Source organism: Pseudomonas asiatica (genome assembly GCF_040214835.1).
Lineage (GTDB): Bacteria > Pseudomonadota > Gammaproteobacteria > Pseudomonadales > Pseudomonadaceae > Aquipseudomonas > Aquipseudomonas putida_Z.
Map to the genome: position 1 here is coordinate 5268190 of NZ_CP157874.1, position 18542 is coordinate 5286731.

General features: G+C 64.0%; 17 protein-coding genes. 2 read left to right on the plus strand and 15 right to left on the minus strand.

Annotated elements, in window-relative coordinates:
* Positions 1–454: 454 nt before the first annotated feature.
* The 11 genes from ABNP31_RS23565 to ABNP31_RS23615 form a co-directional block, all read right to left on the minus strand.
* Positions 455–1747 carry an adenylosuccinate synthase gene (locus ABNP31_RS23565; protein ID WP_061550605.1) on the minus strand — a complete coding sequence of 431 codons (1293 nt, stop codon included), beginning with the start codon at positions 1745–1747 and terminating at the stop codon, positions 455–457.
* 56 nt (positions 1748–1803) lie between these two features.
* The gene (locus ABNP31_RS23570) at positions 1804–2991 is read right to left on the minus strand and encodes an ATP phosphoribosyltransferase regulatory subunit (protein WP_350012821.1); all 1188 of its coding nucleotides are present in this window, start codon (positions 2989–2991) and stop codon (positions 1804–1806) included.
* 301 nt (positions 2992–3292) lie between these two features.
* On the minus strand, positions 3293–4162 hold the full coding sequence (gene hflC / locus ABNP31_RS23575; protein WP_013974432.1) for a protease modulator HflC: 870 nt from the start codon (positions 4160–4162) through the stop codon (positions 3293–3295).
* Complete coding sequence (gene hflK / locus ABNP31_RS23580; protein WP_025340824.1) at positions 4162–5343, minus strand: FtsH protease activity modulator HflK; 1182 nt, start codon at positions 5341–5343, stop codon at positions 4162–4164. Before hflK ends, hflC begins: the two co-directional genes overlap by 1 nt.
* Positions 5344–5439: 96 nt before the next feature.
* Positions 5440–6741: a ribosome rescue GTPase HflX gene (hflX, locus tag ABNP31_RS23585; protein WP_350012822.1), complete on the minus strand. Its 1302-nt coding sequence runs from the start codon at positions 6739–6741 to the stop codon at positions 5440–5442.
* Between the two features lie 12 nt (positions 6742–6753).
* Entirely contained in the window at positions 6754–7014 is a 261-nt protein-coding gene (gene hfq / locus ABNP31_RS23590) for an RNA chaperone Hfq (RefSeq protein ID WP_003258160.1), read from the minus strand.
* Positions 7015–7108: 94 nt separating this feature from the next.
* Entirely contained in the window at positions 7109–8080 is a 972-nt protein-coding gene (miaA, locus tag ABNP31_RS23595; RefSeq protein WP_013974436.1) for a tRNA (adenosine(37)-N6)-dimethylallyltransferase MiaA, read from the minus strand.
* Position 8081: 1 nt separating this feature from the next.
* A complete protein-coding gene (gene mutL / locus ABNP31_RS23600) occupies positions 8082–9977 on the minus strand; it encodes a DNA mismatch repair endonuclease MutL (protein ID WP_025340825.1) in 1896 nt (631 codons plus the stop codon).
* Positions 9974–11404, minus strand: coding sequence for an N-acetylmuramoyl-L-alanine amidase (locus ABNP31_RS23605; RefSeq protein ID WP_075046528.1), 1431 nt, complete (start codon positions 11402–11404; stop codon positions 9974–9976). Before ABNP31_RS23605 ends, mutL begins: the two co-directional genes overlap by 4 nt.
* Before the next feature lie 11 nt (positions 11405–11415).
* Positions 11416–11889 carry a tRNA (adenosine(37)-N6)-threonylcarbamoyltransferase complex ATPase subunit type 1 TsaE gene (gene tsaE / locus ABNP31_RS23610; RefSeq protein ID WP_025340827.1) on the minus strand — a complete coding sequence of 158 codons (474 nt, stop codon included), beginning with the start codon at positions 11887–11889 and terminating at the stop codon, positions 11416–11418.
* Positions 11877–12737, minus strand: coding sequence for an NAD(P)H-hydrate dehydratase (locus ABNP31_RS23615; protein ID WP_286100655.1), 861 nt, complete (start codon positions 12735–12737; stop codon positions 11877–11879). Before ABNP31_RS23615 ends, tsaE begins: the two co-directional genes overlap by 13 nt.
* 65 nt (positions 12738–12802) lie before the next feature.
* On the opposite strand from ABNP31_RS23615, the gene queG reads away from it, so the two are divergent.
* Complete coding sequence (gene queG, locus ABNP31_RS23620; protein WP_039612442.1) at positions 12803–13867, plus strand: tRNA epoxyqueuosine(34) reductase QueG; 1065 nt, start codon at positions 12803–12805, stop codon at positions 13865–13867.
* A 112-nt stretch (positions 13868–13979) separates the two neighbouring features.
* Here the strand turns inward: queG and ABNP31_RS23625 are convergent, their stop codons facing one another.
* Entirely contained in the window at positions 13980–14591 is a 612-nt protein-coding gene (locus tag ABNP31_RS23625; protein WP_013974442.1) for a trimeric intracellular cation channel family protein, read from the minus strand.
* Between the two features lie 100 nt (positions 14592–14691).
* Positions 14692–15234, minus strand: a complete 543-nt coding sequence (gene orn / locus ABNP31_RS23630; protein ID WP_025340831.1) for an oligoribonuclease — start codon at positions 15232–15234, stop codon at positions 14692–14694.
* A gap of 143 nt (positions 15235–15377) precedes the next feature.
* On the opposite strand from orn, the gene rsgA reads away from it, so the two are divergent.
* Positions 15378–16409 (plus strand): small ribosomal subunit biogenesis GTPase RsgA, encoded by a 1032-nt coding sequence (gene rsgA / locus ABNP31_RS23635; RefSeq protein WP_025340832.1) that lies wholly within the window; start codon positions 15378–15380, stop codon positions 16407–16409.
* A gap of 188 nt (positions 16410–16597) precedes the next feature.
* Here rsgA and motB read toward each other — a convergent pair whose 3' ends face one another.
* Entirely contained in the window at positions 16598–17611 is a 1014-nt protein-coding gene (gene motB / locus ABNP31_RS23640) for a flagellar motor protein MotB (RefSeq protein WP_085587910.1), read from the minus strand.
* A gap of 3 nt (positions 17612–17614) precedes the next feature.
* Positions 17615–18466 carry a flagellar motor stator protein MotA gene (motA, locus tag ABNP31_RS23645; protein ID WP_015272014.1) on the minus strand — a complete coding sequence of 284 codons (852 nt, stop codon included), beginning with the start codon at positions 18464–18466 and terminating at the stop codon, positions 17615–17617.
* Positions 18467–18542 lie beyond the last annotated feature (76 nt).

Below are 18542 nucleotides of genomic sequence, written 5' to 3' on the forward strand. Positions count from 1 at the left end.
TCATTGCCCAAGCGTTCGCCCAGGTCGGCTTCCAAGGCGGTGACCGTGCTTCGGGTAAGCGCAACGGCGACCAGCACCTGCACCAAAAGAGCGATACCAAGGGCAACAAACACAGGCCGCAAAAGGCGGCTTCGTAACAGTGAGAGGATGGCAGACACGGTGTAACCCTCGTGTTTTCTGGCGCCACTATTTTGATGGCATCTTCAGAAACTTCTTACAGCAAGGGTTGTGCCGAGGGCAGCAGGGAAATGTGCCAAGGTCTAGCAATGAGGTTGCCCGCACGGGCCTCTTCGCGGGTGAACCCGCTCCCACATGGACCGCGCAGGTCCTGAGGACTGTGCGGTACCTGTGGGAGCGGGTTTACCCGCGAAAGGGCCGGGACAGGCATACCCCACAAATGAAAACGCCGCAGCCCCTTTCAGGGCCACGGCGTCAGATCAGCCTGGAAGGCAGATCAGGCGAACGGATGACGCAGAACGATGGTCTCGTTGCGGTCCGGGCCGGTGGAGATGATGTCGATCGGCGCGCCGATCAGCGCTTCGATGCGCTTGATGTAGGCGCGAGCGTTGGCTGGCAGATCTTCCAGGGTTTTCACGCCCAGGGTCGACTCGCTCCAGCCTGGCATCTCTTCGTACACCGGCTCCAGGCCAATGTAGCTGTCGGCATCGGAAGGCGCGTCGATGACGGCACCGTTCTCGTTCTTGTAGCCAACGCAGATGTTGATGGTTTCCAGGCCATCCAGTACGTCCAGCTTGGTCAGGCAGATGCCCGAGATGCTGTTGACGTCGATGGCGCGACGCAGGATGACGGCATCGAACCAGCCGCAACGGCGCGCACGGCCGGTGGTGGAGCCGAACTCATGGCCACGCTTGGCCAGGGTAGCGCCAGTCTCGTCGAACAGTTCGGTCGGGAACGGACCGGAACCTACGCGAGTGGTGTAGGCCTTGGTGATACCCAGGATGTAGTCCAGGTACATCGGGCCAACGCCAGAACCGGTGGAGATACCGCCAGCGGTGGTGTTGGAGCTGGTGACGTACGGGTAGGTACCGTGGTCGATGTCCAGCAGCGAGCCCTGGGCACCTTCGAACATGATGTCCTTGCCGGCGCGACGCAGGTTGTGCAGCTCGGCGGTGACGTCGAGCATCATCGGCTTGAGCTGTTCGGCGTAGGCCATGCATTCGTCCAGGGTCTGCTGGAAGTCGATGGCCGGCTCTTTGTAGTAGTTCACCAGCTGGAAGTTGTGGTAGTCCAGCAGTTCACCCAGCTTGGCGGCGAAACGCTCGCGGTGGAACAGGTCGCCCACGCGCAGGCCGCGGCGTGCGACCTTGTCTTCGTAGGCTGGGCCGATACCACGGCCGGTGGTGCCGATCTTGGCTTCGCCACGGGCTTTTTCGCGGGCCTGGTCCAGGGCAACGTGGTACGACAGGATCAGCGGCGCAGCCGGGCTGATGCGCAGGCGCTCGCGCACCGGCACGCCCTTCTCTTCCAGCTTGGTGATTTCACGCATCAGGGCATCCGGGGCAACGACCACGCCGTTGCCGATCAGGCACTGTACGCCTTCACGCAGGATACCGGACGGAATCAGGTGCAGAACGGTCTTTTCACCGTTGATCACCAGGGTGTGACCCGCGTTGTGGCCACCCTGGTAGCGCACTACGGCGGCAGCATGTTCGGTCAGCAGATCGACGATCTTGCCTTTGCCCTCATCACCCCACTGGGTGCCCAGGACGACGACATTCTTACCCATTACATTGGTCCTCATTCACGCAAACTTGGTTGCCGGCCTACTGCCGGCGCAGAAACTCACTGGGCCAGCGGCAGAACCTGCCAGCGCCCGTCTTGCTGAATCAATTGCCGATCACAATCCGCCTCGAGAGCAGCACTCAACGGCTGGCCAGGCAGGGCCTGGACCACACGCTGGCCCTCGTTGCGCAACTGGCAGACTTGCTGCCAGAGGGCCGCGTCGCTACTGTCCGGCATCCAGATGCCGCCAGTTGGCAATACGACCTCCGCTCGCCCCAGTGTGACCAGGGTCTTCAAATCCGTGGAGAAACCGGTGGCCGGGCGAGCCCGGCCGAAGTCGGCGCCGATGTCGTCATAGCGCCCGCCCTGGGCGATCGATTGACCTTCGCCCGGCACGAACACGGCGAACACCACGCCAGTGTGATAGTGGTAACCGCGCAGCTCGCCGAGGTCGAAGTACAGCGGCAGGTCCGGGAAGCGCGACGCCAGGCGATCGGCGATCGCCAGCAGGTCGTCCAGCGCCGCCAGCACGCTGGCCGGGGCACGGCCCAGGCGCACGCGGGCTTCGGCCAGCACTTCGCGGCCACCGCACAGCTCGACCAGCGCGCGCAGCATGTTGCCCAGGTCCTTCGGCAGGTCGGCGGTCAGCACCTGAACTTCATCCACGGCCTTGCGCTGCAGGGCGTCGAACAGCTGCTGCTCGACCGCACCGGACAGGCCGGCAGCACGGGCCAGGCCGCGGTAGATACCGACGTGGCCGAGGTCCATGTGCACATCCGGCACATCGGTCAGTTGCAGCGTGGCGAGCATCAGGCTGATGACTTCGACATCGCTGGTGGGGCTGGCGTCGCCGTACAGCTCGGCACCCAGCTGGATCGGGCTGCGCGAGGTGGACAAGGCACGCGGCTGGGCGTGCAGCACGCTGCCGGCATAGCACAGGCGGCTCGGGCCTTCACGGCGCAGGGTGTGGGCGTCGATACGCGCCACCTGCGGGGTGAAGTCGGCGCGGAAGCCCATCAGGCGGCCGGACTGCGGGTCCACTACCTTGAAGGTGCGCTGATCCAGGTCCTGGCCGGCGCCGGTGAGCAGCGACTCCAGGTACTCGATATGCGGGGTGACGACCAGTTCGTAGCCCCAACTCTGGAACAGGTCCAACACCTGGCGGCGCGCGATCTCGATACGCGCAGCCTCAGGTGGCAGTACTTCCTCGATGCCATCTGGCAGCAGCCAGCGGTCTACCGTTGCCATTACGCCATTTCCCCTCTGGTCCGGGCGGCTTGCCAGCAGGCTAGCCGTCAGTAAAGCCGGTATCGCGCACAGCAGCGGGCAGCACTGATCCCAGCGCAGCCACCGTACCCGACACCCTCGAATTGCCTTGCGACCTGACCAAACCGTCAACTGGCGGTTTGCCAATCAACCTTGCAGACGCAAAAAAGCCGGGAAATTTCCCGGCTGCCTCATCATACACCCCTTTTCATTCAGGATGCACCCCGCCTGGTGTTTTAGCTGCCAGGCGGGGCGCCGCTGCATGAAAATCAGGGCCTGAGCATCACGGCCTGCTCTTGTCCAGGAAGCGGAAGAACTCGTTCTTCGGGTCCAGGACCAGCACGTCGCTCTTGCTCGAGAAGCTCTCGCGGTACGCCTGCAGGCTACGGTAGAACGCATAGAAATCAGCGTCCTGGGTGTAGGCCTTGGCGTAGATGGCGGCCGCCTGGGCGTCGCCGTCACCGCGGGTTTCCTCTGCTTCGCGATAGGCCTCAGCCAGCAATACGCGGCGCTGACGATCGGCATCGGCACGGATACCTTCAGCCAGCTCGTTACCCTTGGCGCGGTGCTCGCGGGCTTCACGCTCACGCTCGGTGCTCATGCGGTCGAACACGCTGCGGTTGACTTCCTTCGGCAGGTCGATGGCCTTGACGCGCACGTCGACCACCTCGATACCCAGCTCCTTGGCGGCCATGCGGTTCAGCGATGCAGTGATGTCAGCCATCAGCGCGTCACGTTCACCGGAAACCACTTCGTGCAGGGTACGTTTACCGAACTGGTCACGCAGGCCGCTTTCCAGACGACGCGACAGACGCTCGTCGGCGATCTGCTTCATGCCGGACGTGGCGGTGTAGAAGCGTTCGGCGTCCTTGACGCGCCACTTGGCGTAGGCGTCGACCATCACCGCTTTCTTCTCCAGGGTCAGGAACCGCTGGGTCGGGGCGTCGAGGGTCATCAGGCGGGCGTCGAACTTGCGCACCTGGTTCACGTACGGAATCTTCACGTGCATGCCCGGCTGGACATCCGCCTGGACCACCTTACCGAAGCGCAGCAGTACCGCACGCTCGGTCTGGGACACGATGTAGAAGCTGTTCCAGGCCACGATGGCCAGGACCACGGCGGCGATCAGGGCGATCAGCGATCTGTTGCTCATCAGCGGCTCTCCCTAGTGCGCAGCGGCTGCTGTTGCTGTTGCAGGTCCTGAGCCGCACGCGCGGCCGCATCGTTGACCGATGGCGACACACTGGCGGTCGGCGCGGACGGGTTGCGGCTGCCTTCGACCATCTTGTCCAGCGGCAGGTAGAGCAGGTTGTTCTGCCCGTCCTTGGTCGCCACCATGACCTTGCTCGAATTGCTGTAGACCTCTTGCATGGTCTCCAGGTACAGACGCTGACGGGTCACGTCAGGTGCCTTGCGGTACTCGGCGACCAGCTTGGTGAAGCGGTCGGCCTCACCCTTGGCGCGGGCGATGACTTCGTCGCGGTAACCGTTGGCGTCCTCGATGATGCGCTGGGCCTGACCACGGGCTTCCGGCACCACGCCATTGGCGTAGGACTCGGCCTGGTTGCGGGCACGCTGCTCGTCTTCGCGGGCACGGATCACGTCGTCGAAGGCTTCCTGCACTTCACGCGGGGCTGCCGCGCTCTGCACGTTGACCTGGGTAACGCTGATACCGGTGCGGTAGGTGTCGAGGAAGCGCTGCAGGCGTTCGCGGATATCCACGGCCATCTGCTCGCGGCCTTCGGTCAGCACCTGGTCCATCGAGGTGGAACCCACCACGTGGCGCAGGGCACTGTCGGTCGCGTGCTGCAGGCTGACCTCAGGCTGGTCGACGTTGAGCACGAAGTCCTGCAGGTTGCTGATCTTGTACTGGACGGTCAGCGGTACCTCGACGATGTTCTCGTCTTCGGTCAGCATCTGGCCCTGCTTGGTGTAGGCACGCTCGCGCGTGACGTTCTCCATGTACTTGCGATCGATCGGCGGGAAGTAGATGTTCAGGCCGGGACCGACCGTCTCATAGTACTTGCCGAAGCGCAGCACCACGGCCTGCTCCTGCTCGTCGACCACGTACACGGCGCTGTACAGCCAGATAGCAGCCAGCACCGCCAGGCCGATGCCCAGCAGGCCCAGGCCACCGCCCTTGCCGACATTGCGGTCACCGCCGCCACGTTTCTTGCCACTGCCGAACATGCCGTTCAGGCTGTCCTGCAATTTGCGGAAGGCCTCGTCCAGGTCCGGTGGACCTTTCTTGTCACCACCGCCGCCACCGCCATTCCGGCGACCGCCCCAGGGATCCTGATTGTTCGAGTTGCCACCCGGCTCGTTCCAAGCCATAGCGCTCTCCATCTGATAAAGCAAAGACGCGCCCACGGCGCGCCGTCCAATGCTACAGAATGCCTGTCACTGCTGCCCGGCGACCTCGACGAGCATTTATTGCAAAGTGTGTTGCTCGACAAACACTTGCGGCTCCATGCCTTCGCGGCTGACCAGGCGATTCAGTTCGACCATGGGCAGTCGCACGCTCAGCAGGCTGCGCCCTTCTTCATCATGCTCTTCACTCTGCACGGCACCCAGGGCAAAGAATTGCGCGCGCAAGCGGGCAAAACGCTGCTCCAGACACAGGGTACCGACAAACAGATCATCCCCCAGCAACTCGGCAATCGCCTGGCCGACCAGCTCCAGGCCACGCCCATCGCGTGCCGATACCCAGACCCGTTCCGGCTTGCCATCGGCATTGCGCTGGATCTGCGGCTCGACATCTTCGAGCAGGTCGAGTTTGTTATACACCTCGAGGATCGGCAACCCTTCGGCACCAATCTCGTCCAACACCGCCAATACCTGCTCGATCTGCTCCATGCGCTCCGGCTCATGGGCGTCGATCACATGCAGCAACAAGTCGGAGTTGCTCGACTCTTCGAGCGTAGCCCGAAATGCCTCGACCAGCTTGTGCGGCAGGTGGCGAATGAAGCCCACGGTGTCGGCCAGCACGATCGGCCCCAGGTCGTTCAGCTCGAGTCGGCGCAGGGTCGGGTCGAGTGTGGCGAACAGCTGGTCCGCGGCATACACCTCGGATTCGGTCAGGGCGTTGAACAGCGTGGACTTGCCGGCGTTGGTATAACCCACCAGCGATACCGACGGAATGTCCGCACGCTTGCGCCCACGGCGCGCCTGCTCGCGCTGGCTGCGCACCTTCTCCAGGCGTGACTTGATCTGGCGAATGCGCACCCGCAACAGGCGGCGGTCGGTTTCCAGCTGGGTTTCACCCGGGCCACGCAAGCCGATACCACCCTTCTGTCGCTCAAGGTGGGTCCAGCCGCGCACCAGCCGCGTGCTCATGTGCTCGAGCTGGGCCAGTTCGACCTGCAGCTTGCCTTCATGGGTACGCGCCCGTTGGGCGAAGATATCGAGGATCAGCCCGGTACGGTCGAGCACACGACACTCGAACACACGTTCGAGGTTGCGCTCCTGACTGGGCGTGAGTGTGTGATTGAAAATCACCAGGTCTACCTGTTCGGCATGGACCAGGTCGTGCAACTCTTCGACCTTGCCACTGCCAATCAGGTATTTGGCGGAAGGCTGATGCCTTGCCACCGTGACCAGCGAGACGATGTCGGCACCGGCCGACAATGCCAGCTCCTGGAACTCCTGCGGGTCTTCGCGCGCCTCAGGGTTCTGACCTTCCAAGTGAACGAGCAACGCCCGCTCACCACCACCGTGGCGCTCAAAGAACAATGCAGGCTCCTATCAGGCGTTGCCTGGCTCGCTGTCGCCGTGTTCGGAATCGGACGGGCTTGGCAGACGAACCGGACGGGCAGGAACCACGGTCGAGATGGCGTGCTTGTAGACCATCTGGCTGACGGTGTTCTTCAGCAGTACCACGAACTGGTCGAAGGACTCGATCGAACCCTGCAGTTTGATGCCGTTGACCAGATAGATGGATACCGGGACCTTTTCTTTTCTCAAGGTGTTCAAGTAAGGGTCTTGTAGCGAATGCCCTTTTGACATATGCCGCACTCCTGTAAGGATAAATAATAGAAAATCAAGAAAATCGATAAATTAGGCCGCCCCTTCGCAAGAATAGACGGCAATCAGCAGGGACTCAGCTCAATATGGAGATGGCCCCAAGGTATTTCAAGGTGCGGGACAGATTGTCGCAGGCCAGGCTGTCAAGCCAGTGTACTTCAGGCCAGCCACGCAACCAGGTGAACTGCCGCTTGGCCAGCTGCCTGGTGGCAATGATACCGCGTTCACGCATCTCATTCTCAGTCAGCTTGCCGTCCAGGTAATCCCAGACCTGCCGATACCCCACTGCCCGTATAGACGGCAGCCCGGCGTGCAAGTCACTTCTGGCTCGCAGCGATCGGACCTCGTCGACGAAGCCCTGTTCCAGCATCTGTGAAAATCGTAACGCAATTCGCTGATGCAAAATGTGACGATCTGTAGGAGCAATCGCCAAACTCGCGACAGTATAGGGCAAATGTCCGCCAGCGCCTGCGTCTGCGCCGCGACTTTCCGCGAATTGACGCTGTCGATGTGCCGTCATGCTCTCGCCGCTCACCCGGTACACCTCCAACGCCCGGATCAACCGCTGCGGGTCGTTGGGGTGGATACGCGCCGCCGACTCAGGGTCAACCTCGGCCAACTGGCGGTGCAACTCGGCCAGGCCCAGCGCTTCGGCCTGGGCTTCCAGCTCGGCACGCACCGCGGCATCGGCCGCCGGCATGTCGGCCAGGCCATCGATCAACGCCTTGTAATAGAGCATGGTGCCGCCCACCAGCAGCGGGATCTTGCCGCGCGCGGTGATCTCGGCCATGGCCTCCAGGGCATCGGCACGGAACTGCGCAGCCGAATAGCTCTCGGCCGGGTCGCGAATATCGATCAGCCGGTGCGGGTGAGCGGCGAGGATTTCTTTCGACGGTTTGGCCGAACCGATGTCCATGCCGCGGTAGACCAGCGCCGAATCGACGCTGATCAGCTCGCACGGCAGTACTTTGGTCAGCTCGATGGCCAGGTCGGTCTTGCCGGCCGCCGTCGGGCCCATCAGGAATATTGCAGGGGGCTTGCCGCTCATTTCATCGACCGCGCAGGAAGAGTTTGTCCAGGTCATCCAGGCCCATCTGGGTCCAGGTGGGGCGACCATGGTTGCACTGGCCGCTGCGCTCGGTGTTTTCCATGTCACGCAGCAGGGCGTTCATCTCGGGGATCGCCAGGCGCCGGTTGGCGCGCACGGCGCCGTGGCAGGCCATGGTGCCGAGCAGCTCGTTGAGGTGCGCCTGGATACGGTCGCTGGTGCCGTATTCCATCAGGTCGGCGAGTACATCCTGCACCAGTCGGTTGGCCTCAGCCTGCTTGAGCAAAGCCGGGATCTGGCGGATGGCGAGGGTCTCGGGGCCCAGCCGCTGCAGTTCGAAGCCCAGCCGCTGGAACCACTGCGCGTGCTCTTCGGCGCAGTCTGCTTCGCGCTGGCTCAAAGCAAGGGTCTCGGGCACCAGCAGCGGCTGGCCGCTGAGGCCTTCGCTGGCCATGGCTACCTTCAGGCGCTCGTACATGATGCGCTCATGGGCCGCATGCATGTCTACCAGCACCAGGCCGATGGCGTTCTCGGCCAGGATATAGATGCCCTTGAGCTGCGCCAGCGCGTAGCCCAGCGGAGGAATGTCACCCTGGCTTTCGGGCAACGCCGTCGGCGCCGCGCCTTCATCCAGCGGTTTGTAAAACTCGCGATAAACCGCCTGTGCCTCGGCGGCTGGCAGCGGCTGCGAGGGGCGCGGGGTGTACTGGTACTGGTAACCCGCGCCACTGCCGCCACTGGAAAACGACTGCTGCGGGGCTCGCGGCTGCTCGAGCACCGGCGAGGCCAGGCGCATTTCGCCCTGAGGGCCGAACTCACCGGCCTGCTGGCCCGTGGGGCGGACCACTTCGGGCACGGCAGCAGGCGCCGCCAACTGGTCTTCCGGGCGTACATCGGCCAGGGCGCGATGCAGGGTGCCATACAGGAAGTCGTGCACCGAGCGCCCCTCGCGGAAACGCACTTCGTGCTTGGTCGGGTGCACATTGACGTCGACGCCGTTGGGCTCCAGCTCCAGGAACAGCACGAAAGTCGGGTGCCGACCATTGAACAGCACGTCGCGGTAGGCCTGGCGCACGGCGTGGGCGACCAGCTTGTCGCGCACCGCACGGCCGTTGACGAAGAAATACTGCAGGTCTGCCTGGCTGCGCGAGAAGGTCGGCAGGCCGACCCAGCCCCACAGGCGCAGGCCATTGCGTTCCACGTCGATCGGCAGCGCCTGCTCCATGAAGCCCGGGCCGCAGATGGCGCCCACCCGCCGCGCACGGGCGGTTTCATCGTGGGCCTCGTGCAGGCTGAGGATGCTCTTACCGTTGTGGCGCAGGTGGAAGCCGACATCGAAGCGCGCCAGCGCCAGGCGCCGTATCACTTCCTGCAGGTGATCGAATTCGGTTTTCTCAGCCTTGAGGAACTTGCGCCGGGCCGGGGTATTGAAGAACAGGTCGCGCACTTCCACCGAAGTACCCACCGGGTGCGCCGCCGGTTGCACCCGCGGGGTCATGTCGCGGCCTTCGGTTTCCACCTGCCAGGCCTCGGTAGCGCTGGCGGTACGTGAGGTCAGGGTCAGGCGCGCCACCGAGCTGATCGAGGCCAGGGCCTCACCACGGAAGCCCAGGCTCAATACCCCTTCCAGGTCTTCCAGCTCGCGGATCTTGCTGGTGGCGTGACGGGCCAGGGCCAGCGGCAGGTCGTCGGCGGAAATGCCGCTGCCATCGTCACGCACCCGCAGCAGCTTGACGCCGCCCTGCTCCACTTCCACGTCGATACGCCGGGCGCCGGAGTCCAGGCTGTTCTCCAGCAACTCCTTGGCGACAGAGGCCGGCCGCTCGACAACCTCACCGGCGGCAATCTGGTTGGCCAGCCGCGGGCTGAGCAGCTGGATGCGCGAACCGCCACTCATTGCGAGGCCAACGTGGTAGCGGGGATATCGAGGCGCTGGCCGACCTTCAGCTCATCGGTCTTGAGGCTGTTGGTGCTGCGCAGGCTGGTCACGCTGACCTGGTAGCGCACGGCAAGCATCGCCAGGGTCTCGCCAGGGCGTACCGTGTGCTCACGCGGGCCAGCGGCGATCTTGCCGGTGTCGCGCAGCCAGGCGATGTAGGTGCCAGGCGGCGGGTTCTGCTGGAAGTACTGGCGCACACCGGTGTGGATCGAACGGGCCAGGGCCTGCTGATGGCTGGCGGTGGCCAGCTTGGCGGCTTCGTTGTTGTTCGAGATGAACCCGGTTTCAACGAGGATCGACGGAATATCCGGCGACTTCAGCACCATGAAGCCGGCCTGTTCCACCCGCTGCTTGTGAAGCGAGGTAATGCGGCCCATGTTGCCCAGCACCTTCTGCCCCACATTGAGGCTGGAGCTGAGCGTGGCGGTCATCGACAGGTCGAGCAGCACGCCGGCCAGCATGCGGTCCTTGTCGTCGAGGCTGACGTTACCGGCACCACCGATCAGGTCGGAACGGTTTTCCGTGTCGGCCAGCCAGCGCGCGGTCTCGGAGGTAGCGCCGCGGTCGGACAGGGCGAACACCGAGGCGCCAAAGGCGGCGCGGGACGGCGCGGCGTCGGCGTGGATCGAGATGAACAGGTCGGCGCCCTTCTTGCGGGCGATTTCCGTGCGCTTGCGCAGCGGGATGAAGTAGTCGCCGGTACGGGTCAGCTCGGCCCGGAAGCCTTTTTCGCTGTTGATCTGGCGCTGCAGTTCCTTGGCGATCTGCAGCACGATGTCTTTTTCATGCTGGCCACGCGAGCCGGACGCACCCGGGTCTTCGCCGCCGTGACCGGCGTCGATGGCAACCACGATGTCACGCTTGCCGTTGGGAACCGGCGGCAGCTTGATGGCAGGCTGGGCCGGGGTCACCGGCACTGCCGGCGTGGTTGCAGGCGTTGGTGCCGGAGTCGGGGCCGGCGCCGGCGCGCTGGCCGCAATGGCGTCAGCCTCCTGGTCGTACAGGTCGACCACCAGGCGGTTGCCGTACTGGGCGTTGGGCGCCAGGGTGAAGCTTTTTGGGGTGACCGACTTTTTCAGGTCGACCACCACGCGCAGGTCGGTCGGGGTGCGCTGAGCCGAACGCACGCTGCTGATCGGCGTATTGGAGGTAGCCACGTTCAGTGGCGCGGCCAAGGTCGCGCCATTGATGTCGATAACCAGGCGATCAGGTGCGCTCAGGGTGAAGACGCTGTGCTGCACGGGGCCAGACAGGTCGAAGACCAGCCGCGTGTTGTCTGGCGCGCGCCACAGGCGCATGCTCTTGACTTGAGTGACGGCCAGAGCGTCAACGGTCACCGTTGTCAGCAGCAGCCCAACGATGGCGACCAGTGCGCGTATGCGCATACCTACCCCACTTACTGTTTATAGTGTTCGGCCAGTGCCACGCACCAGGCCTCGCCGCGAGCCCCCTGCGGCGAAAGGATCAGCGAGCGTCCGCCCGCTTGGGGGCTTATGGTAATGGTCAGGTCGGGCTTTGGCAAAACGCCCGCACCCTTTTGTGGCCACTCGAACAGGCACAGCGGGTCGCCCTCGAAATAGTCACGAATACCCATGAACTCCAGCTCTTCCGGATCGACCAGGCGATACAGGTCGAAATGGAACGCCCGCACCTCACCGATCTCGTAAGGTTCGACCACGGTGAAGGTCGGGCTTTTCACCGCACCAGTATGGCCCAGGCCACGAATCAGGCCACGCGACAGCGTGGTTTTGCCCGCGCCCAGGTCACCTTCCAGAAAAATCACGCCGTGACCGCCGGTCACCCCGGCAAGTTGTGCGCCGAATTCGACCGTGGCCGCTTCATCGGCCAGAAACAGGTTTAAGCCAGACACGCAGAATGCTCCTCCAACAACTCACGAATGACCGGCGCCAGATCGCTGGCAGCCAGGCCTCTACCTTTAACGCCCAGACGCTCGCCGGCACAGGCGTGCAGCCATACCCCCAGCCCCGCGGCATGCCAGGCATCCAGGCCCTGGGCCAGCAGCGCCGCCAATACACCGGTCAGCACATCGCCCAGGCCGGCACCGGCCATGGCCGGGTGGCCACGTTCGCACAGCAGCAGCTGCCCGGCTGGGTCGGCCACCAGAGTGCCGGCCCCCTTGAGCACGCAGACGCTGTTGTAACGGCGCGCCAGCTTGCGTGCGGCGCCCGCGCGGTCCGCCTGCACAGCCTCGGTGGAAATGCCCAGCAGCCGCGCCGCCTCCCCGGGGTGCGGGGTAAGAATACTGCCACTGGGCAGAGCCAGCGGGGTGCGCGCCAGCAAGTTCAGGGCATCGGCGTCCCACACCTGCGGGCGCTCGGCATTGGCCACCGCCGACAGCAGGCTGCGGCCCCAGGCTGCCTGGCCCAGGCCTGGGCCGACCACCAGCACCGAAGCGCGCTCCAGCACGCCCATCAGCTGGTTGGCCGAAGTGGCGCCCAGGCACATGACCTCGGGCAGGCGCGCCAGGCTGGCAGTCACGTGTTCAGGCCGGGTCGCCACGCTGACCAGCCCCGCGCCACAGCGCAGGGCGGCCTCGGCACTGAGCAGCACGGCGCCGCCAGTACCGAGGTCGCCACCGACCACCAGTACATGGCCGAAGTCGCCTTTATGGGCATGCGCATGCCGTGCCGGCAGGTGCGCGACAGTCACGCTGCTGAGCAATTGAGGGGTATGGCCGGGGTGTTTGGTCTGCGGCATGGGGTCAAAGGCTCCAATGTCTGGCAGAATTATACGCACCTGAGCCCGTATTGCCTTGCCCATCCATGTCCGCCTGTACGCCTGACCTCGCCCAACTGGCCCAATCGATCAAGATTTGGGGCCAAGAACTCGGTTTTGCCCATGTTGGCATCGCCGGGGTCGACCTTGGCGAACACGAACACCATCTGCAGCGCTGGCTCGACGCCGGCTACCAGGGCGAGATGGATTACCTGGGCGCCCACGGCAGCAAACGCGCGCACCCAGAGCAACTGATCCCCGGCACGGTACGCGTGGTATCGCTGCGCATGGACTACCTGCCCGGCGACACACAGATGGCGCAGCGCCTGGCGCAGCCCGAAAAAGCCTACGTATCGCGCTACGCCCTGGGCCGGGATTACCACAAGCTGGTGCGCAAGCGCGTGCAGTTCCTGGCCGATCGCATTCAGGAAGCCATCGGCCCGTTCGGCTACCGCGCCTTCGTCGACAGCGCTCCGGTGCTGGAAAAGGCCCTGGCCGAGCAGGCCGGGCTGGGCTGGATCGGCAAGAACACCCTGCTGCTCAACCGCAAGGCGGGCAGTTATTTCTTCCTCGCCGAGCTATTCGTCGACCTGCCGCTGCCGGTGGACGAAGCCACCACCAGCGAACATTGCGGGCGCTGCCAGGCCTGCCTGGACATCTGCCCGACCCAGGCCTTCGTCGGGCCGTATGTGCTGGATGCTCGGCGCTGCATCTCCTACCTGACCATCGAACTACGGGGGCCGATCCCCGTCGAGTTGCGTTCAAAGATGGGCAACCGGGTGTTCGGTTGCGATGACTGCCAGATCGTCTGCCCATGGAACCGTTTTGCCAGGCACAGCCAGGAGCAGGACTTCCAGCCACGGCACGGGCTGGAGAATGCCGAGTTAGCGGAGATGTTCCTGTGGGATGAAAGGACCTTCCTGCGCAAGACCGAAGGCGGGCCATTGCGCCGGGCCGGGTATGAGCGCTGGTTGCGCAACCTGGCGGTGGGGCTTGGCAATGCGCCATCGACGATCCCGGTGATCGAAGCGCTGAAGGCGCGGCGCGAGGATGCCTCGGAGCTGGTGAGGGAGCATGTGGAGTGGGCGCTGGCGCAGCACGGCATTTCGTAGCCACACCCCCTGTGGGAGCGGGTTTACCCGCGAAGAAGCCACCGCGGTGGATGGCACGGGCTGCGCCCGTGTTCGCGGGTGAACCCGCTCCCACAGGGGTCGCATGTCAAGGCTACTGCTGGTCGTTGTAGTGGAACTTGGGCATTTCCCAATGGAACCGAATCGCCAGCAACCGCACCAGGAACCCGCCAAACAAGGTCAGCAGCATCGCCTGCTCCGCCGGCACCTTGAAATACACGCAGCCCAGGTAGAACCAAGCCGCGGCAAACGAGACACTGGCGTACAGCTCGCGGCGGAATACCAGGGGAATGTCGTTACAGAAGATATCTCGCAAGATCCCGCCAAATACCCCGGTGATGACCCCGCTGATCGACGCCACGAGCATGCCCTGCCCCATCTCCAGTGCGGTCATGCAACCGATCAGGGTAAAGGCCACCAGCCCCAGGGCATCGAGCACCAGGAACAGCGAGCGCAGGCGGCGCATCATTGGCGCGATGAAGATGGTCAGCAGCGCCGCACAACTGGTCAGCACCAGGTACTCCGGGTGCTTCACCCAGGTCAGCGGGTAATGCCCGAGCAGCACGTCACGCACCGAGCCGCCACCCAGGGCGGTGACGCAGGCAATCAGCACCACGCCGAACCAGTCCATGCCGCGGCGGCCAGCAGACAACGCGCCGGTCATGGCTTCGGCGGTGATGGCGATGAGGTAGAGCATCAACAACATGGTGCGGGGTCCGTGCGGGCGTGCGAGAAAGGCGCGCAGTCTAACCAGTTGCCCATGGCACCAAAAGAGGGCGCAGATACAATATCTGCGCCTTTTCGGCTCACACCTTGATGAAGTGCTCGCGATAGTGGCGCAGTTCGGCGATCGATTCGCGGATGTCGTCCAGCGCCAGGTGGGTGTTGCCCTTCTTGAAGCTGTCACGCACATCAGGTGCCCAGCGTGCAGCCAGCTCTTTCAGGGTCGAGACATCCAGGTTGCGGTAGTGGAAGTAGTTTTCCAGGTTGCGCATGTGCCGGTAGAGGAAGCGGCGGTCCTGGCAGATGCTGTTGCCGCAGATCGGCGACTTGCCTTTCGGTACCCACTGCTCGAGGAAGGCAATGGTCTGCGCCTCGGCTGCGGCCATGTCGACCTTGCTCTCGCGTACGCGCTGGGTCAGGCCCGAAGCGCCATGGGTGCGGGTGTTCCACTCGTCCATGCGCGCCAGCACTTCGTCACTGTGGTGGATGGCGATCACCGGCCCTTCGGCCAGGGTGTTCAGTTCGCTGTCGGTGACGATGGTGGCCATCTCGATGATGACGTCGCTGTCCGGATCCAGGCCGGTCATTTCCAGGTCGATCCAGATCAGGTTCTGTGGGTTTTGCATGCGGGGGCTCCTCGTATAGGCCGTCATAGTAGCGTAGTGGCCAAGGCACGCCCATTCACGGCGCGAAGGTAAGCCAAATGGTCCGGCGCCTGGCGTGCTAAACTGCCTGCCGTTTTCAACCTGCCCCCACGCACGGAATCTTCATGGCCAAACGCCAGCTCAATCGCCGCCAGAACTGGCGCATCGAAAAAATCCAGAACGAGCGCGCCGCGCGTGCGGCCAAACGCGAACAGCACGTGTTGCAGGAACTGGAGGGTGGCGACCTGGGACCGGAGCAACTGGGCCTGGTGATTGCGCACTTCGGTGTGCAGGTAGAAGTGGAAGCCCAGGACGGCGAAGCCGCGGGCCAGGTATTCCGCTGCCACTTGCGCGCCAACCTGCCGGCGCTGGTTACCGGCGACCGCGTGGTATGGCGCTCGGGCAACCAGGGCATTGGCGTGATCGTCGCGCAGATGCCGCGCAGTACCGAGCTGTGCCGGCCAAACAACCACGGCCAGCTGAAACCGGTGGCGGCCAACGTCGACCTGATCGTGATCGTCTTCGCCCCCGCGCCCGAGCCGCACCCCAACCTCATCGACCGTTATCTGGTGGCGGCGGAGCACGCCGGCATTCGCCCGCTGCTGCTGCTGAACAAGGCCGACCTGATCAACGACGAGAACGGCCCGGGCCTGCATGCGCTGCTGGAGGTTTACCGCGAGCTGGGCTACCCGCTGCTGGAGGTCTCGGCCCACCACGGTGACGGCATGCAACGCCTGCAACAGATGCTCGACGGCCACATCAGCGTGTTCGTCGGCCAGTCAGGGGTGGGCAAGTCGTCGCTGGTCAACAGCCTGCTGCCGGACGCTGGCACCCGTGTCGGTGACCTGTCGGAGTGGTCTGGCCAGGGCACCCACACCACCACCACCGCGCGGTTGTACCACTTCCCCAATGGTGGCGACCTGATCGACTCGCCGGGCATCCGCGAGTTCGGCCTGGGTCACGTCAGCCGCAGCGATGTGGAGGATGGTTTCATCGAGTTCCGCGACCTGTTCGGCACCTGCCGCTTCCGCGACTGCAAGCATGATCGCGAACCGGGCTGTGCGCTGCTCAAGGCGCTGGACGAGGGGCGTATCAAGCAGCAACGGATGAACAGCTACCGCTCGATCATTGCCAGTTTGCCGGAAGACGCTTACTGACCGCTTGCGCCACAGGTTCTGCGCCGGTTTCAGCTACGGCGCGATCCTGTGGGAGCGGCCTTGCGTCGCGAAAGGGGCGCGCAGCGGCCCCAGATATCAGCATTAAGCAAATATTGCCGGGGCCGCGTTGCGGCCCTTTCGCGACACAAGGCCGCTCCCACAAGGGACCGCGCAAGACGAAAAAGGGTTTACTGGTCCTTGGCCTCATCCATCTTCAGCGTCCCCTCTTCGAAGATGTTCAGCTTCTGGCGCAGTTCACGCGGCTGCATGGGGGCCTGCCCGGCCTCCCCTGGCGCCGCCGGTGCCGCCGCGGCCGGCGGTGCAGGCTCGGCAGCCGGTGCTTCCGGCGCGCCCTGCTCGCCTTCGATATTGCGCTGGGCCTTTTTGGTCAGCACGATGATGTCGATGCGGCGGTTGACCGGGTTGAACGGGTCCTTGCGATCGAACAGCGACGACGAGGCATAACCCACCACCCGCGCCACCTGGTCATCCGGGTAGCCGCCGGCCACGAGTGCACGGCGCGCGGCGTTGGCGCGGTTGGCCGACAGTTCCCAGTTGCCGAACTCGCCACTACCGGCATAAGGCTTGGCGTCGGTGTGGCCACTGATGCTGATCTTGTTCGGCACCGCCTTGATGGTGTCGGCCATGGCCAGCAGGATGTCCTCGAAGTAAGGCTGCAGGCGCGCGCTGCCAATGTCGAACATCGGCCGGTTCTCGGCGTCCATGATCTGGATGCGCAGGCCGTCCTGGGTGATCTCGAACAGGATCTGGTCCTTGAACTTCTGCAGCTGCGGGTTCTCTTCCACCTTGTTCTGCAGTTCCTGCAGCAGCAACTCCAGGCGCTCACGCTCGACCTGCTCGGCCATGGTCTCCACCTGGTCCTTGTCCAGCTGGATGCTGGTATCAGGCGTCGGCTCCGACTTGGCTTCGGGGTTGATGGTCTTTTCCGGCGCCAGCTGAGGCGAGCCGCCCAGGTCGATGACGTAGGGCGTTCCGCTTTCCGAGAAGCCGATCGGGTCCTTGAAGTAGCCGGCAATGGCGATCTTCTGTTCCGGTGTGGCCGTGGACAACAGCCACAGCACCAGGAAGAACGCCATCATCGCCGTGGCGAAGTCGGCGAAGGCGATTTTCCAGGCGCCGCCGTGATGGCCGCCGCCAAAGCGCTTGACGCGCTTGACGATGATGGGCTGATTGTTCTCCATGACTCAGCGACCGCGAACCGCTTGTTCCAGTTCGGCGAAGCTTGGGCGGTGCTTGGGGTACAGCACCTTGCGCCCGAACTCGACCGCCAGCGAAGGCGGCATGCCCGAGGCCGAGGCCACCAGCGAAGCCTTGATCGATTCGTAGAGGTTCAGCTCTTCCTTGGCATCGTGCTCCAGGCACTTGGCCAATGGGCCGAAGAAGCCGTAGGCCGCCAGAATACCGAAGAAGGTACCCACCAGTGCCGCACCCACATGGAGGCCGATGGAGGCCTGGTCACCGTCGCCGAGCGAGGCCATGGTCACCACGATACCCAGTACCGCCGCAACGATACCGAAGCCGGGCATGCCGTCGGCGATGCCGGTCACCGCATGGGACGGGTGCTCCAGTTCTTCCTTCATGCTCAGCAGCTCCATGTCGAACAGGCCCTCGAGTTCGTGCGGGGCCATGTTGCCGGTGGACATGATGCGCAGGTAATCGCAGACGAACGCGGTCATGCGTTCATCGGCCAGCACCGTCGGGTACTTGGCGAAGATCGGGCTGGCGGCGGCATCCTCGATGTCGGCCTCGATGGCCATCATGCCTTCGCGCCGGCTCTTGTTGAGGATCTCGTACACCAGGCCCAGCACTTCCAGGTAGAAGGCATGAGTGAAGCGCGAGCCGAACATCTTCATCGACTTCTTGATGACGTGCATGGTCATGTGGCCAGGGTTGGCCTGGAGGAATGCACCAAAGGCCGCACCGCCGATGATCAGTACTTCGAACGGCTGGATCAGCGCCGCGATCTTGCCGTGGGAAAGCACGTATCCGCCGAGCACGCTCGCGAATACGACGATGATGCCGATAATTTTAGCCATAGGTTCAAAGCACTTGCTGTCGTGGTCAGGGGAAGAGACGGGAGCTTTAAAACTCTTCTTCTACTTATCGGCAGAA